This window comes from Pseudomonas sp. Choline-02u-1, assembly GCF_002836515.1.
Classification (GTDB): Bacteria; Pseudomonadota; Gammaproteobacteria; order Pseudomonadales; family Pseudomonadaceae; genus Aquipseudomonas.
Genome location: NZ_PJBC01000006.1, coordinates 66,041 through 81,407, shown reverse-complemented (window position 1 = coordinate 81,407; position 15,367 = coordinate 66,041). Strand labels below are relative to the sequence as shown.

12 protein-coding genes and 1 other RNA gene are annotated in these 15,367 nt (G+C 60.9%); 2 read left to right on the top strand and 11 right to left on the bottom strand.

Translation table 11 applies throughout. The features are described 5' to 3' along the window. Window positions 1-8: 8 nt before the first annotated feature. The gene (locus CXF97_RS06740) at window positions 9-557 is read left to right on the top strand and encodes an adenine phosphoribosyltransferase (RefSeq protein WP_007918333.1); all 549 of its coding nucleotides are present in this window, start codon (window positions 9-11) and stop codon (window positions 555-557) included. Window positions 558-647: 90 nt separating this feature from the next. On the opposite strand, the gene CXF97_RS06735 is transcribed toward CXF97_RS06740, so the two are convergent. From CXF97_RS06735 to dnaX, 5 genes are all read right to left on the bottom strand, one after another. Beyond that, window positions 648-1,796 (bottom strand): acyl-CoA dehydrogenase family protein, encoded by a 1,149-nt coding sequence (locus CXF97_RS06735; protein WP_101157363.1) that lies wholly within the window; start codon window positions 1,794-1,796, stop codon window positions 648-650. 150 nt (window positions 1,797-1,946) lie between these two features. Further along, a complete protein-coding gene (gene recR, locus CXF97_RS06730) occupies window positions 1,947-2,549 on the bottom strand; it encodes a recombination mediator RecR (protein ID WP_064363871.1) in 603 nt (200 codons plus the stop codon). 66 nt (window positions 2,550-2,615) lie between these two features. Then, window positions 2,616-3,650, bottom strand: a complete 1,035-nt coding sequence (locus tag CXF97_RS06725) for an NADP-dependent oxidoreductase (RefSeq protein ID WP_101157361.1) — start codon at window positions 3,648-3,650, stop codon at window positions 2,616-2,618. Window positions 3,651-4,118: 468 nt separating this feature from the next. Then, window positions 4,119-4,457, bottom strand: coding sequence for a YbaB/EbfC family nucleoid-associated protein (locus CXF97_RS06720; protein WP_003223337.1), 339 nt, complete (start codon window positions 4,455-4,457; stop codon window positions 4,119-4,121). Between the two features lie 66 nt (window positions 4,458-4,523). Continuing rightward, entirely contained in the window at window positions 4,524-6,614 is a 2,091-nt protein-coding gene (gene dnaX / locus CXF97_RS06715) for a DNA polymerase III subunit gamma/tau (protein WP_101157359.1), read from the bottom strand. Between the two features lie 145 nt (window positions 6,615-6,759). Between dnaX and CXF97_RS06710 the strand changes: the two genes are divergently transcribed. Further along, complete coding sequence (locus CXF97_RS06710) at window positions 6,760-7,509, top strand: ABC transporter substrate-binding protein (RefSeq protein WP_101157358.1); 750 nt, start codon at window positions 6,760-6,762, stop codon at window positions 7,507-7,509. A gap of 41 nt (window positions 7,510-7,550) precedes the next feature. Here the strand turns inward: CXF97_RS06710 and CXF97_RS06705 are convergent, their stop codons facing one another. The 6 genes from CXF97_RS06705 to zipA form a co-directional block, all read right to left on the bottom strand. After that, window positions 7,551-9,518, bottom strand: a complete 1,968-nt coding sequence (locus CXF97_RS06705; protein WP_101157356.1) for a hypothetical protein — start codon at window positions 9,516-9,518, stop codon at window positions 7,551-7,553. Window positions 9,519-9,554: 36 nt separating this feature from the next. Next, on the bottom strand, window positions 9,555-10,043 hold the full coding sequence (locus tag CXF97_RS28185; RefSeq protein ID WP_178081153.1) for a hypothetical protein: 489 nt from the start codon (window positions 10,041-10,043) through the stop codon (window positions 9,555-9,557). Between the two features lie 201 nt (window positions 10,044-10,244). Further along, an RNA gene (gene ffs / locus CXF97_RS06695) (signal recognition particle sRNA small type) lies at window positions 10,245-10,341 on the bottom strand. Between the two features lie 146 nt (window positions 10,342-10,487). Continuing rightward, window positions 10,488-11,651: a putative zinc-binding metallopeptidase gene (locus tag CXF97_RS06690; protein WP_101157354.1), complete on the bottom strand. Its 1,164-nt coding sequence runs from the start codon at window positions 11,649-11,651 to the stop codon at window positions 10,488-10,490. A 126-nt stretch (window positions 11,652-11,777) separates the two neighbouring features. Next, entirely contained in the window at window positions 11,778-14,135 is a 2,358-nt protein-coding gene (gene ligA / locus CXF97_RS06685; RefSeq protein ID WP_101157352.1) for an NAD-dependent DNA ligase LigA, read from the bottom strand. 139 nt (window positions 14,136-14,274) lie between these two features. After that, window positions 14,275-15,138, bottom strand: a complete 864-nt coding sequence (gene zipA / locus CXF97_RS06680; protein ID WP_101157350.1) for a cell division protein ZipA — start codon at window positions 15,136-15,138, stop codon at window positions 14,275-14,277. Between the last annotated feature and the right edge of the window lie 229 nt (window positions 15,139-15,367).

The window sequence follows — 15,367 nt, the reverse complement described above, 5'->3', positions numbered from 1 at the left end:
ACACCCCGATGGTCTTCGACTCCTTCGACATCAAATCCCTGATCCGCCCCGTGATCGACTTCCCCAAGCCGGGCGTGATCTTTCGCGACATCACCCCGTTGTTCCAGTCGCCGACAGCCCTGCGCCTGGTCATGGACAGCTTCGCCCACCGCTACGTCGAAGCCGACTTCACCCACATCGGCGCGATGGATGCCCGTGGTTTTCTGATCGGTTCGGTATTGGCCTATCAGTTGAACAAGCCGCTGGTGCTGTTCCGCAAGCAGGGCAAACTGCCGGCGGACGTGCTCGCTGAAGGCTACGCGACCGAGTACGGCGAGGCCTTTCTGGAAGTGCACGCCGACAGCCTGTGCGAAGGCGATTCGGTGGTGATGTTCGATGACCTGATCGCCACTGGCGGCACGCTGATCGCGGCGGCCAACCTGATTCGCCGCATGGGCGCGCGGGTGCATGAAGCGGCGGCGATCATCGACTTGCCAGAGCTGCAAGGTTCGCAGCGTCTTGAGGACATGGGTATTCCAACGTTCTGCCTGACGCAGTTTGCGTTGACCGACAAATAATCAAGATCAAAAGATCGCAGCCTTCGGCAGCTCCTACACAGGGATCCGCATTTCCCTGTAGGAGCTGCCGAAGGCTGCGATCTTTTGCTTTCAGAGCCCCATCTGCTTGCTGATGATTTCGTTCATCACCTCCCGCGTCCCGCCGCCAATCGACAGAATGCGGTTATCCCGATACAGCCGCTCCACCAGACTTTCACGCATGTAACCAAGCCCCCCCAGAATTTGCACGGCCTCTGTGGTGATCCGGTCGGACGTGTCAGTGGCAAAGTTCTTCGCCATGGAAATTTCCTTGATCACGCTCTGTCCTGCCGCGATCTTCGCCGCTTGCCGGTAAGTGAATTCCCGCGACACTTCCAGCGCCGTGGCCATTTCGGCGAGGCGATGCTTGATCACCTGAAACTTGCCGATCGATTTGCCAAAGGCCTCACGCTCGCGCGCCCATTTAAGGCTCTGTTCCAATGCGAGTTGCGAAGTCATGTTGGCCATCAGCGCCAACGCCAGCCTTTCGTTCTGGAAGTTACCCATGATGCAGGCAAAGCCCATGTTCTCGGCGCCAATCAGATTGCCCACCGGCACGCGGCAGTCGTCAAAAAACAACTCGGCGGTGTCCGAGGCCCACCAGCCCATTTTCTTCAACTGGCGGCCGACACTGAAACCTGGCGTGCCCTTCTCGATCAGCAACAGGCTGATACCGCCAAACCCCGGCGCACCGGTACGCACCGCAACGGTGTAGAAATCCGCGCGCACGCCGCTGGTGATAAAGGTTTTGCTGCCGCTGACCCGATAGAAATCGCCGTCACGCACAGCGCCGGTCTGCAGGTTGGCGACGTCGGAGCCGCCGCCAGGCTCGGTCACCGCCAGGGCGCTGATTTTCTCGCCGCTGAGCACCTGTGGCACGATCCGCTCACGCACATCGGGTAACGCCCACTTAACGATCGGCGGCAGGCCGATATCGAGCGAACCCAGCCCCGCTACCAGCCCGCCAGAGCCGCAGCGCATCAGCTCCTCACTGGCAGCGACCTTGGCGAACAGATCACCTTCATGGCTGCCACCGAGCGCCTCGGGATAGCCGATGCCGAGAATCCCCGCCGCACCGGCCTTCAAGTACAGCTCACGGGGGAAGCTTTCGGCTTCTTCCCACTGATCGATGTCCGGCAGTATCTCGCGTTCGACGAAACGTCTGACGCTGTCGCGGACCAATTGGTGGCTGGGGTCGAAGTATTCCTGAAAGGCAGGCATGGGCGAGCTCCACGGAAGGGTTCGCCGAAGTTAACCGAGCGCTTGCTTGGTTAACAAGATAGAGAAGATCAAAAGATCGCAGCCTTCGCCAGCTCCTGCACTGGAAAGCGTTCCCTGCAGGAGCTGGCGAAGGCTGCGATCTTTTGATTTTTAAAGGGAAATCGGTTTACGCCCGGCGAACGAATGCGCCAGCGTGCCGCCGTCGACCAGCTCCAGCTCACCGCCCAGCGGTACACCGTGGGCAATCCGCGAAGCGATCAGGCCTTTGTTCTGCAACAACTGGGCGATGTAGTGCGCGGTCGCCTCGCCCTCCACCGTCGGGTTGGTCGCGAGGATGACTTCAGTAAAAGTCCCCGCCTCTTCAATCCGCGCCATCAGTTGTGGAATGCCGATCGCTTCCGGCCCCAAGCCATCCAGCGGCGACAAATGCCCCTTGAGCACGAAATAGCGGCCACGGAAACCGGTCTGTTCGACTGCATAGACGTCCATCGGTCCTTCGACCACGCAGAGCAGCGTGTCGTCGCGGCGCGGGTCGGCACATTGCGGGCACAAATCGTCCTCGGTCAGCGTACGGCACTGGCGGCAATGACCGACGCCTTCCATGGCCTGGCTCAAGGCCTGGGCCAGACGTGTACCACCGCTGCGATCACGTTCGAGCAACTGCAACGCCATGCGCTGAGCGGTTTTCTGACCCACGCCTGGCAAGGTGCGCAGCGCGTCGATCAGTTGGCGAATCAAAGGGCTGAAGCTCATGTGTAAACAGTCCGACTAAACAACGAGACGCGGTTTATACCCGCGCCTCTGGCCAGCGTCAAATCCTCAATCCTGGGCAACCCGGACCACCAGTTTGCCGAAGTTGCGCCCTTCCAGCAGACCGATAAAAGCCTCGGGAGCCTGCTCCAGGCCCTCGACCACGTCCTCGCGGAACTTGACCTTGCCGTCGCGCACCCACGGGACCATGTGGCTGATGAATTCCGGCTGGCGATCACCGTAGTCGTCAAACACGATGAAGCCCTGAATACGCACGCGCTTGGTCAGCAGCGTGCGTTGCAGCATCGGCAGGCGATCCGGGCCAGTCGGCGCCTCGGCAGCGTTGTAGCCGGCGATCAGGCCGCACAACGGGATGCGCGCCTTGGGGTTGAGCAACGGCACGACCGCGTCGAAAACATGGCCGCCGACATTTTCGTAATAGATGTCGATGCCGTTGGGGCAGGCCTTGGCCAGTTGCTCGGCGAAGTCGTCGGCCTTGTGGTCGATGCAGGCATCAAAACCCAACTCCTCGACCACGTATTTGCATTTCTCGGCACCACCGGCCACGCCGACGGCGCGCAACCCTTTGATCTTCGCCACTTGGCCGACCACCGAGCCGACGGCACCAGACGCCGCAGCCACTACCAGGGTTTCGCCTTCTTTCGGCTGACCGATGTCCATCAGGCCCATGTAGGCGGTCATGCCCGGCATGCCCAGAACGCCGAGGGCCATCGATGGGCTCGGCAGCCCGGCGGGAATCGGCATGATGTTACGGCCGTCGCTGAGGCTGTGGCTTTGCCAGCCAGTCGCACCCACCACGAGATCGCCGGCGTGGAATTTCGGATGACGGGACTGCTCGACCCGGCTGACCGCGCCGCCCGTCATGACTTCGCCGATTTGCACTGGCGCGGCGTAGGACGGTGCGTCGCTCATGCGCCCGCGCATGTACGGGTCCAGCGACAGGTAGAGGGTTTTCAGCAGCACCTGCCCTTCCTGCAGATCCGGCAACGCCTCGCGCTCGAGACGGAAGTTCTCCGGGGTCGGCGCGCCGGTCGGGCGCGAGGCAAGAACGAAGCGTTGATTGAGGGTGAGAGGGTCGGACATGTCAGCGTCTCCTGTGAATGGGAAATTCGGTGATATAGGGAGCAGACCTTGGCAGTGGTGGTGTGTTCGATGTTTCTTCATGTGGATCGAGTCGGCCCCTTCGCGAGCAAGCCCGCTCCCACATCCGAGCGCATTTCTTGAGATGGAACGCAATGACCTGTGGGAGCGGGCTTGCTCGCGAAGGCGTCAGTCCTGCACGCCCATGACCATCAGGTAGAAACAAAAATGCCAGGCGCAATGCCTGGCATTTTGTGTAGCTCATCTGCCGCCCAATGGCGAATCAGAAAGGCAATTTCATACCCGCTCCCACATTCGAGCGCTTTTCTCCAGACGGAACGCAATGATCTGTGGGAGCGGGCTTGCTCGCGAAGGCGTCAGTCCTGCAGGCCCATGACCATCAGGTAGAAACAAAAATGCCAGGCGCAATGCCTGGCATTTTGTGTAGCTCATCTGCCGCCCAATGGCGAATCAGAAAGGCAATTTCATACCCGCTGGCAGGTTCATGCCGGCGGTCATGCTGCCCATTTTTTCCTGGCTGTTGGCCTCGATCTTGCGCACGGCGTCGTTGACGGCGGCGGCGACCACGGCTTCGAGCATCTCTTTGTCGTCTTCGCTCAGGCCTTCGACCAGGCTTGGGTCGATGCTCACGCTTTTAACGTCGTGACGACCGGTCATCACCACGGTGACCATGTCGCCGCCGGCCTTGCCGGTGACTTCGGCGTTGGCCAGTTCTTCCTGCATCTTGGCCATTTTTTCCTGCATCTGCTGCGCCTGCTTCATCAGGCCGGCCATGCCACCTTTCATCATGGGAATCACCTCAAACGTACTTGGATAAAACAGCGCCCGGCCATCGAGGCCGAGCACCTTCAGTTATTAGCCTTGGGTGACCAAGGCGTCGACAGGTTCAATAGTATCGCTTCGCACCACCGCGCCGAACTGCTGAACCATCTGCTGGATGAACGGATCACCGTGGATCGACTCCTCCGCCTCGCGCTGACGGTTGGCGCGGCGCCGCGAGGCAGCCTGGGCCGGGGTTTCCTGCTCGGGCTTGATCAGCTCGATGGTCAGGGTCAGGGTGCGCCCGTGAAACTGGTTCAACACGTCGTTGAGACGACGCTGTTGCGTGGCGTTGAACAGGGCGCTGTGAGCCGGATCGAGGTGCATCAGCCAGTGATCGCCGTCTACCGCGATCAACGTGCAGTTCGCGGCGATGCTGCCGGTCATGCCGGAAATCGGCAGTTTCGGGAACAGCTCCAGCCATTGCAGGGCCAGGCCAGTGGCCGGCGCGGCGGCAGGTTCCGGCTCGGGCTCAGGCTCGGGATCGGCGGCGTGTTCGCTGGCCAGTTCGTCGAGGTAGCTGTAGGCCGAATCCATGTCCGGCTCGATGTAATCCTCATCCAGCGGCGGCTCGTCATCCATGTCCATACCCGGCGTAGCGGCATCGACCTCGGCGACGGACGGCTCGGGAATCGGCGCCGCGGCCCACTCCGGCGCATCCGGGACGACGCTGTCCGGGGTTGGCAGCGGCATTGGCGGCAGCTCGGGCTGCTCGCCAGCGGTTTCCAGCACCGGTTCTACGGCAGGTTGCTGTACAGGCGCCGGCTCGGGCTCGGCTTCTACCGGATCGTTCCATGGCAGATCGACCACAGCTTCGACGGCGACCGGCTCAGGCTCCGGTTGCGCTTCGACAACCGGCGCAACAGGTTCTGGCTCGGGCATTGACGCCGCTACGGCTGCCGGCTCAGCCACCGCTGCTGGCGCAACCGCCGCAGCGACCACCGGCGCAGGCTTGGGCGCGGCAGCCACTGAGTTTGCGGAATCAACTGTGGCCTGGCTGATCCCCACTGGCTTTAGCGGTTGCCTCGGCGCGTCCGCCGTGTCCGCCGGTCGGAACGCCAGCATCCGCAGCAAGACCATTTCGAAGCCGCCGCGCGGATCCGGCGCCAGCGGCAAGTCGCGGCGACCGATCAGGCCCATCTGGTAATAGAACTGCACGTCTTCGGCCGGCAACGCCTGGGCCAGGGCCAATACGCGATCACGGTCGCCATGACCATTGTCGACGCCTTCCGGCAGCGCCTGGGCGATGGCCACGCGGTGCAGCACGTTGAGAATTTCCGAGAGCACGCCGTTCCAGTCCGGGCCTTGCTCGGCCAAGTGACGCACGGCTTCGAGCAGCGCCTTGGCGTCGCCTTCGATCAGCGCATGCAGCACGCCATAGACCTGACCGTGATCCAGCGTGCCGAGCATCGCCCGCACGTCGGTAGCGAGCACCTTGCCTTCACCGAAAGCGATGGCCTGATCGGTCAGGCTCATGGCGTCACGCATCGAGCCGTCAGCAGCACGGCCGAGCAGCCACAGTGCATCGTCTTCGAACGGTACGTTTTCCGCCGTAAGCACGTGGGTCAAATGTTCGACCACACGCTCCGGCGTCATGTTTTTCAGGGAGAACTGCAGGCAGCGCGAAAGAATGGTTGCCGGAAGTTTCTGCGGATCAGTGGTCGCCAGGATGAACTTGACGTAGGGCGGCGGCTCTTCGAGGGTTTTCAGCAGCGCATTGAAGGAATGACTGGAGAGCATGTGCACTTCGTCGATCAGGTAGACCTTGAAGCGCCCACGGCTTGGCGCGTACTGCACGTTATCGAGCAACTCGCGAGTGTCTTCGACCTTGGTGCGGCTGGCGGCGTCGATCTCGATCAGGTCGACGAAACGGCCCTCATCGATCTCGCGGCACACCGAACATTCGCCACAGGGGCTGGAGGTGATGCCTGTCTCGCAGTTCAGGCACTTGGCAATGATCCGCGCGATGGTGGTCTTGCCGACCCCGCGCGTCCCGGTGAACAGGTAGGCGTGGTGCAGCCGCTGGCTGTCCAAGGCATTGATCAGAGCCTTGAGCACATGGGTCTGGCCGACCATTTCGCGGAACGAGCGCGGACGCCATTTACGTGCAAGAACCTGATAACTCATCGAAAACCGTCGCAGCGAAGGAAGCAGAAGCGGCTAATGCTAGCGGAGCAAGGGCAAAATTGCATCCGGTGTCCTCGTCTAATATGGCTAAGCTGCATCAGCAGAGGCTTTTATCGGCTCGGGACGGCGAATGACCGGAGCGTTTATGCGGTGGGCCCTGTGGGCATTGCTGGGAATCAGCCTCAACGCGATGGCCGCTCAAGCGCCGTTGCGCTTCGCCGTGCCGGACAGCTGGGCGATGCCGATGGTGCAACTGCAAGACGGCAGACCGACCCAAGGCATCCTGCACGACATTCTGCTCAGCCTGGCGACCCAGGTCGGCGCGCCGGCGCAATTCATCGTGCTGCCGCGCGCGCGGATACAGAGCGCCATGGAGCAAGGCGACATCGATGTACGCTGCTATGCCGCCCAGTCTTGGCTGCCGAATCAGTCCGGCGATTACATCTGGAGCGTGCCGCTGTGGTTTCAGCGCGACCTGCTGGTCAGCCGCCAAGACCAATCCGCACGGATCGATCCCGCCCACCTGCCGCGCCAGGCCATCGGCACCGTCAACGGTTACAGCTACCCCACCCTGCAACCGCTGTTCAACGCCGATCAGTTACAACGCGAAGACGCGCGCAATCAGGAACAGGTGCTGGAGAAGCTCCTTGCCGGGCGATACCGCTACGCCGTGAGCAACCAGTGGACGCTCGACTGGATCAATCAGCGCCTGCTGCCGGAGCAGCAGTTGCGCGGGGTCGCGGTGCTGCAGGAACAGGATATCGGCTGCTATGTGAGAAACGACCCGAAGGTACCGGTACAGCGAATTCTGCGGACGTTGCTGCGAATGAAAATGTCCGGCGAGATCGACGACATTATCCGGCTCTACACGGGCAGCTACGGGAACACTCGATAACCCTGCCGGGGTGAGCCTGCTCGCTCTTGCAAAGGCGTCGATCAATAACCGTGCGATTCGCGGAATTTCGGCTCGCGGCTGTGGTGATAATCGATCCACTCCACCACATCGTAAGGCAGATAAAGCTGCTGCCGGGCGCGGGACACGGCGATGTACACGGCGCAGATGCGCTGGTCGAATTCGTAGGCATCCCTGAATTTCTCGTTACTGAGCAATGCCCGCGTCAACAGCACCCGCCTGAACTCCATGCCGCCGGCCTGCTCGGCCATCATCAACAGACAGGCCTTGCCCGGTTCGATGATCTTTTGGCTCAGTCGAGTCAGGTCGGCAATCCTGAAGCCTTCTTGCAGTTGTGCTTCGATCCACAGAAACGCCTCGTCGAAACGGTTGGCCTCGCGCACTTGCCGCCAATCGGCCATGTCACTGAAATAGGGGTGTGGCCCTTTCTCACTGGTCCCGGCGTTATAGAAATCGCGGCGGAACAATTCGATGGCGGTGGTCATGAAATGCTTGATGTCGTCCTGCGCTTCCCTGTCAGGGAAACTGAAGGCGCAATTGGAATCGTGCAGGTGAATGGCCCACATCATCGTGTCCCATGGCGACGCGGTCAGCACCACACAACCCTCCGGCGGCACGAAGGCTTCGGGGTAGTACTCAATATCGACGTCAGCGTGACGAGCGCCTTCAAACGGCACTTTGCTCTTGTGCGTGTGGCGCGAGATCAGCGGATTGACCAAGCGCTCGACGTTGCGCCCCGAGCGCACCGAATAGCAGATATCGCTCTGGCGGACATCACGCTTGCGCTTGAGAGCCTCACCCGTGGCCTGTTGATATTCATCGCCGAGGGTGATCAGCACCTGCTTCCCGCGCTCGATGATTTGCAGCAGCGACGCCGGCACATCCTGGCTCTCATCGATGATCACATGGGTGTAGCGCGGCGGGACGCGGCAACCGGAGAGACTGGCGCGCTTGATCATGAGCAACGTCTGAAAACCCGTCTGGCTGGACCAGGCCGGGTTGGCCTCGAGATAAACCCACAGGCGACTGGAATATTCCAGCAGCGCCTGCGAGTCAGCGCCGGTCAAGGGCTGCTGAAAATGCGGCAGGTGCCTGGCGCACAGCGTGTGATCTCGTGAGGCGCAGTACAACTCCAGCACGCGCAGGCAGACCTCAAGGGTGCCCTGCCCATCGTGGTGGCGAAAGCCGAACATGTTCAGTTCCTGCGCCAGCGCCTGCTTGCTCGGGATCCGCGCTGGCGTCCTGGCCAAATGCACCCGGGGACCCAGTAGCTGGGCCTGGGCGAAATCGAAAAACGTCTGGCCAATTTCGGTGTCGTGGACCTGCACGATGTGCTTGCGCAATGTCGCCAGTTTGGCCGGGGTGCGCGCCAGCACTAGGGTGCGTTTCGAGCGCAGGCATTCGATCAGCGCACTGAGCATGTAGCTCTTGCCGATGCCTGCATAACCTTGCACGTGCAGGTCTTCGTCGAGATTGGCGCGAAAGGTTCGCAGCAGCTTGTCCTGCGCCGCGCTTAACCAGTGCTCACGCTCGCGTGGCGTGATCATTTGCTGGCGGAACGGGTTGTTCTGTTTCTGATGGCGAATCTTGTAGTCGACATCCCATTGCCCATCGGGCAACAGGTATTGCTGCGCAGTGACTTCATCGGCCATGAGAAACCGCAGGTTCAGACTCTTGAGCGCATTGAGGCCGAAGTACAATTTGCGCGAATCGAACAGCCGCCGCGCCTCTGAAATCAGTCCCGCCGATCCCGACCGCCGAGAGGTGACAGACCAGTCAATGAGTTTGGCGAGAATTTTTTCTGCGGCGCTGGCGCTCAAATCCTTTTCCGTGGCCTGGGCGAGATTCTGGATGACCAGCAATGCCGCCAGCTCCGGGTCGCTCAGGCTGGCCAGTGTCGCGTCACCGTCGGGCTGCAACAGCGCCATACACGCATCGTGAGCGATGGGCAGAAATACCGGGGTGGCCAAATCAAAATGTTCCGGGTGCATACAACCTCGCCGTCTGGGCTTTGACACATCACCAGATCAGTCCTGGTCATTCTCGTCGTGCAATGAATGGGTGTGCGCTAGTTGCCCCTCGCTGCCGGCCTCGGGATTGACCCGCAGCTCGAAGGCGTAGTCGCCCAGCGTCCCGGACATGCCGCGTCGATCTCCACCGGCCGACACCGCCCCAGCATCAATCTGCGCCTGCACTTCGTAGAGCGCCATTTCCAGCAGTTTGCGCAGGTGTTCAGGGCTTTGCGCGGTGGCGTGCAGTTGCAGGTCGTATTGGCCGACCACCGACTCAGCGATGGCCGGCTGAGCCTGCACCGCGACCGGCTGAGTCGTTTCTTCAGCCGCATTGAATACAGTCGAAGCCGCCAGGATGGCGGCGTGCTCTTCGTCCATCAGGTCGAGTACTCGCGACAGCTCCAGCGTGCGCTCGGGCTGCTCCTGCATTTGCGCTTTGACTTCCAGACGACGCAACTGCCATTCGCGCAGTTTTTCCCGGGTCAGATCGTCAATTTCACCCACTTGCCTTACCTCTCGATACCAGGCGAGGGAGTATGCCACTGTTCAGCTTCGACAGCCTCAAGGGCGCCGGGAGGCTGCGTTGCGGTTCCGCGCGTTTCTGATGGCGGATCAACGCCAAAGCCAAATCGCAGGCATAAAAAAACCGCAGTGGGCGAAACCCATGCAGTTCTGTTTGCAGCCTTTGGTTCGTTAAGGTGGTGCCCCCACCAGCCACACCCCGGCACACAATGTTCCCGCTGTGGCTGCTTCCTTCCGGATCTGACCAGGTTCACGGGTAATCGTTGCGGGGGGACCGATGGGGTCACCATAACGACGCTTGCCTGTCGGCGAGCCGCGCCATTGTACCTGTCTGAGATGAAGTTACAACCGTTGGTTGCAGATAAAAAATACCAACAGGTTCAAGGACATGCGAAGACGGCAAAAGATCGCAGCCTCCGGCAGCTCCTACAGGGCCAGGACTTCGTCTGCACGACCGCCCGCTTGCTGGATCACCAGATGAATGAAGTGCAGCTTGGCGATTGCCGCTGCCGGCAGCACGAAGGGATAGAAATCCGGCTGGCCCATGCTGCGCGACAGTTCGTTGAGCATGCCGGCCAGTTCGATCCACGCATTGACGAACGAGAGGAACGCCGTGCCGCCCGGATGCTCGGGGTCATACAGGGTGCTGGCCGGAAACGGCTGATAGTCGAAATCCATTTCCCGCGCGCTCATGCCAAAGCCCAGCGCCGTGTCCACCGCGTCCATCATGTGCAGGTAATGCGCCCAGGTTTCCGCCCAGTCTTCCCACGGATGCATGGTCGCGTAGGCACTGACGTAGTGCTGCGGCCAGTCCAGCGGTGCGCCTTGCTGATAATGCCGGTCCAGCGCCTCGGCGTAGCTGGCGCGCTCGTCGCCGAAGAGATTGCGGAACGCGTCCAGCCAAGGGCCGTTGGCGATGAGGCGATCCCAGTAGTAGTGGCCGACCTCATGGCGAAAATGCCCGAGCAGCGTGCGATAAGGCTCGTGCATCGCTGCTCTGACTTGCTCACGGTGAGCGTCGTCGGCCTCTTTGATGTCGAGGGTGATCAGGCCATTGGCGTGGCCGGTCATCGGCGCGTTGCCTTCCAGGTCGACACCGATGAAGTCGAACGCCAGCCCGGCTTCCTCATCCTTGGTTTTCGGGATGACCGGCAGGCCGAGAGTGATCAGTTGCGCGACGAGGCGGCGTTTGGCGATCTCGACCTTGCGCCAGCGCTCGGGGTTTTGCGCGACGGACAAATCGGGAATGGTGCGATTGAGGCTACAGGCGATGCACAAGGTGTCGTGATCGTTGGCCGGCAGCAGCCAGTTGCAGGCTGCGGGCATGTCGAGGTTGGCGCAGCGGCGAAACAGGCCGGCCCCAGGATCGACGTCAAGCGTCCAGGTGCCCTCTTCCGGCCCCGGTTGCAGCGAGGTCAGGCGACTTTGTTCGGGTTGGTAACCGAGCAAGGCGTTACAGGCCAGGCACTGACTGTTGCGAAAGAACAGCGACTGGCCGCAACGGCACGGCCAGACTTTGCTGTTGCGCGAGGTTCCGGCCACGAACGGCGCGATGATGCGGGAACTGAGCTGCTCGAAAAAGCGGTGCATGGCGATCTCTCCCTGGGACTGGCCAAGACTAGATCATTCCCGCGCGAAGATCGTTCCCGCACCTTCTCGACTGATCGTTCTCACACTTCGCGTGGGAATGATCAGGTGTGGGGGCGTAGAAAACGGTCATACGGAAATGCCGTGGGTTTTCAGGAAGGCGATAAACGCCTCTTCGTCCATGACCTTCACACCCAGCTCATTGGCTTTGGTCAGTTTCGAGCCGGCACCCGGCCCCGCGACCACGCAATGGGTTTTCGCCGACACGGAACCGGCAACCTTGGCACCGAGGCTTTCCAGGTGATCCTTGGCCACGTCCCGGCTCATCAACTCGACCTTGCCGGTCAGCACCCAGGTTTCGCCTGACAGTGGCAGACCTTCGACTACTTTCTTCTCGCTCTGCCAATGCATGCCGAAGTCGCGCAGCTGCTGCTCGGTCTGCTCGGCCAGTTGTCGATGTTCAGGCAAGGCGAAGAACTCGCGCACCGAATTGGCCTGTTTCTCCGGCAACGCCTGACGCATGTCCAGCCAGTCAGCGTTCATCACCGCATCCAGCGAGCCAAAGCGGTCAGCGAGTTTCTGCGCACCGCCGGGGCCAACGAAAGGAATGTGCAGTTTGTCGATCAAGCCGCCCAAGGTCGTACTGGCGGCGAACTCGGCGCCCAATTCGCCCTGATCCTGAATCTGCAAACCATGGCCAAGCAATTCGCTGATCACCTGCTGATTGTGCGCATCCTCAAAGAAACTGTGAATCTCGTGCGCGACTTCCAGGCCGACGTCCGGCAAGTAGGTCAGCACGTGAGGCAAGGCCTGTTGCACGCGCTCCAGCGAACCCAGCGAACGCGCCAACACCTTGGCCGTCTCTTCGCCAACATCGGGAATGCCGAGGGCGTAAATGAAACGTGCCAGGCTCGGCTGCTTGCTGTCTTCGATGGCTTTGAGCAGCTTGTTGCTCGATACCTCGGCGAAACCTTCCAGATCGACGATGTCGTCGAACTTCAGTGCGTAAAGATCGGCTGGTGAACTGACCAGACCTTCATCAACCAACTGCTCGACACTCTTGTCGCCCAGACCTTCGATGTCCATCGCCCGGCGCGAAACGAAGTGAATGATCGCCTGCTTCAGCTGCGCACCACAGGCCAGTCGCCCGACGCAGCGATACACGGCGCCTTCGCTGAAGGTTTCCCTGCCCTTGCTGCGCTTGACCAGTTGCGTACGCTCGACATGCGAGCCGCACACCGGGCAGTTTTCAGGAATGGCGACCGGGCGCGCGTCATCGGGGCGACGCTCGGTGACTACCTGCACCACTTGCGGAATCACATCGCCTGCGCGGCGGATGATCACCGTGTCGCCGATCATCAAGCCCAGCCGCGCCACTTCGTCCATGTTGTGCAGCGTGGCGTTGGCCACGGTGACGCCGGCGACTTTCACCGGTTTCAGACGCGCCACCGGCGTCACCGCACCGGTGCGGCCGACCTGGAACTCAACATCGAGCAATTCGGTGAGTTCTTCCATCGCCGGGAATTTGTGCGCGATTGCCCAGCGCGGCTCGCGGGCGCGGAAACCCAACTCGCGCTGGTCGGCGATGCTGTTGACCTTGAACACCACACCATCGATTTCATAGGCCAGCGAATCACGGCGCGCACCGATGTCGCGGTAGTATTCCAGGCATTCGTCAATACCTTTGGCCAATTTCAGTTCGTGGCTGATCGGCATGCCCCACTTCTGCAACTGCTTGAGGTTGCCGATGTGAGTGTCGGAAATATCGTGGGACACTTGGCCGATGCCGTAGCAGCAGAATTCCAGCGGCCGATTGGCGGTGATCTTCGAATCGAGCTGGCGCAGGCTGCCCGCCGCCGCGTTGCGCGGGTTGGCGAAGGTTTTGCCGCCGATTTCCAGTTGCGAAGCATTGAGGCGCTCGAAACCGGCCTTGGACATGAACACTTCACCGCGCACTTCCAGCGTCGCCGGCCAGCCTTCGCCGTGCAGTTTCAGAGGAATGTTGCGCACGGTGCGCACGTTGACGCTGATGTCTTCGCCGGTGGTGCCATCGCCACGGGTAGCGCCGCGCACCAGCAGACCGTCCTGATACAGCAGGCTGACCGCCAGGCCATCAAGCTTCGGCTCGCAGCTGTATTCCACCGCCGCGCCGCCACCAAACAGATCACCCGCTGGCACATCGAGACCTTCGTTGACGCGGCGATCGAACTCGCGCATGTCGGCTTCTTCGAAGGCGTTGCCGAGGCTGAGCATGGGGATTTCGTGACGCACCTGAGTGAACGCGGTCAGCGCCATACTGCCGACGCGCTGGGTCGGCGAGTCGCTGGTGATCAGTTCCGGGTTGGCCGCTTCCAGTGCCTTGAGCTCGTGGAACAAGCGGTCGTATTCGGCATCCGGAATGCTCGGTTCGTCGAGAACGTGGTAGCGATAGTTGTGCTGATCCAGCTCAGCGCGCAGCTCTAGAATGCGGTTTTTGGCGGCGGTCATGGGTGTTCTCTCATAAAGCAAAAGAGCAGCCGAGGCTGCTCCAGTGTTATTCCATCATCGGCGGCGGGCCAGAAGATCGCAGCCTCGTTGCACTCGTCAGCTCCTACAAGCCGAAGGTTGCGATCTGTTGATTCAAGCCTTAGCGCTTCTGGGTCAGGGCGCGGCGTTCGAATTCGACGATGCGCTGACGGTAGTGCTCGATCGTCTGCGCGGTCAGCACGCTGCGCTGATCGTCTTTCAATTCGCCGTTCAATTCCTGGGACAGCTTGCGTGCTGCCGCCACCATCACGTCGAAAGCCTGCTTCGGATGACGCGGGCCTGGCAGGCCGAGGAAGAAGCTCACTGCCGGAGTGCTGAAATGGTCGATGTCGTCCAGATCGAAAATACCCGGCTTGACCGCATTGGCCATGGAGAACAGCACTTCACCGTTGCCGGCCATGCTTTCGTGACGGTGGAAAATATCCATCTCACCGAAACGCAGGCCGCTTTCGAGAATGTTCTGCAGCAGCGCCGGGCCCTTGAAGCCGGCCGGGTCACGGCAGATCACGCTGATCACCAGGACTTCTTCGGCTTGCGGCTGATCTTTTTCTGCCACGGCAGATGCAGGCTTGCTGTCTTCGGCAAAATCGTCGTCACGGCTGCTGAAGCTCGGACCGCCGTCCAGATCCAGATCGAGGTTCAAGTCGCCCTGCGCCGGGCCGTTGCTGCCGCGCTTGCCGCGTTTCGAGCCGGATTCACGCGGCTCGCGGGCTTCGCGATTGGGCATGCTCACCGACGGCAGATCGTGCTCGTCCAGTTGCGGCTCTTTGTGCGTATCCAGGACGCGGGCCGGGCCCAACAGCTCGGCGCTGGTGTCCTCGTCCGGCAGATTGGACAGGCTCCGGTCGAGACGGAATTTCAGCTTTCCCTTGCCGCCGCGCATACGGCGCCAGCCATCGAAAAGAATACCGGCAATCACAATGATGCCGATGACGATCAGCCACTCGCGCAGACCGATTTCCATGTAATCCCGTGCCTCTATAAAAAATGCTGAAAAATAAGGGGTTTACACTGCGTAAACCGCTTTAAAACGTGGCGCCAACTCTATGTTCTGACAGGCGTTTTGCCCACGTATACGAAAAATTGACATTAAACTAGCACGACCAAAGACAACTTTACACCGTCTGTCTCATTTGGCTTGCGCGAATATGTCGATTGGCCATCCAGCCGATGTCGGTAAAAAGTCCTACAGA

Excerpts from the sequence above, each read along its gene's own strand:
- CXF97_RS06740 (WP_007918333.1), top strand. The coding sequence starts at position 9 with ATGGTCTTCGACTCCTTCGACATCAAATCCCTGATCCGCCCCGTGATC.
- CXF97_RS06735 (WP_101157363.1), bottom strand. The coding sequence starts at position 1,796 with ATGCCTGCCTTTCAGGAATACTTCGACCCCAGCCACCAATTGGTCCGC.
- recR (WP_064363871.1), bottom strand. The coding sequence starts at position 2,549 with ATGAGCTTCAGCCCTTTGATTCGCCAACTGATCGACGCGCTGCGCACC.
- CXF97_RS06725 (WP_101157361.1), bottom strand. The coding sequence starts at position 3,650 with ATGTCCGACCCTCTCACCCTCAATCAACGCTTCGTTCTTGCCTCGCGC.
- CXF97_RS06720 (WP_003223337.1), bottom strand. The coding sequence starts at position 4,457 with ATGATGAAAGGTGGCATGGCCGGCCTGATGAAGCAGGCGCAGCAGATG.
- dnaX (WP_101157359.1), bottom strand. The coding sequence starts at position 6,614 with ATGAGTTATCAGGTTCTTGCACGTAAATGGCGTCCGCGCTCGTTCCGC.
- CXF97_RS06710 (WP_101157358.1), top strand. The coding sequence starts at position 6,760 with ATGCGGTGGGCCCTGTGGGCATTGCTGGGAATCAGCCTCAACGCGATG.
- CXF97_RS06705 (WP_101157356.1), bottom strand. The coding sequence starts at position 9,518 with ATGCACCCGGAACATTTTGATTTGGCCACCCCGGTATTTCTGCCCATC.
- CXF97_RS06690 (WP_101157354.1), bottom strand. The coding sequence starts at position 11,651 with ATGCACCGCTTTTTCGAGCAGCTCAGTTCCCGCATCATCGCGCCGTTC.
- ligA (WP_101157352.1), bottom strand. The coding sequence starts at position 14,135 with ATGACCGCCGCCAAAAACCGCATTCTAGAGCTGCGCGCTGAGCTGGAT.
- zipA (WP_101157350.1), bottom strand. The coding sequence starts at position 15,138 with ATGGAAATCGGTCTGCGCGAGTGGCTGATCGTCATCGGCATCATTGTG.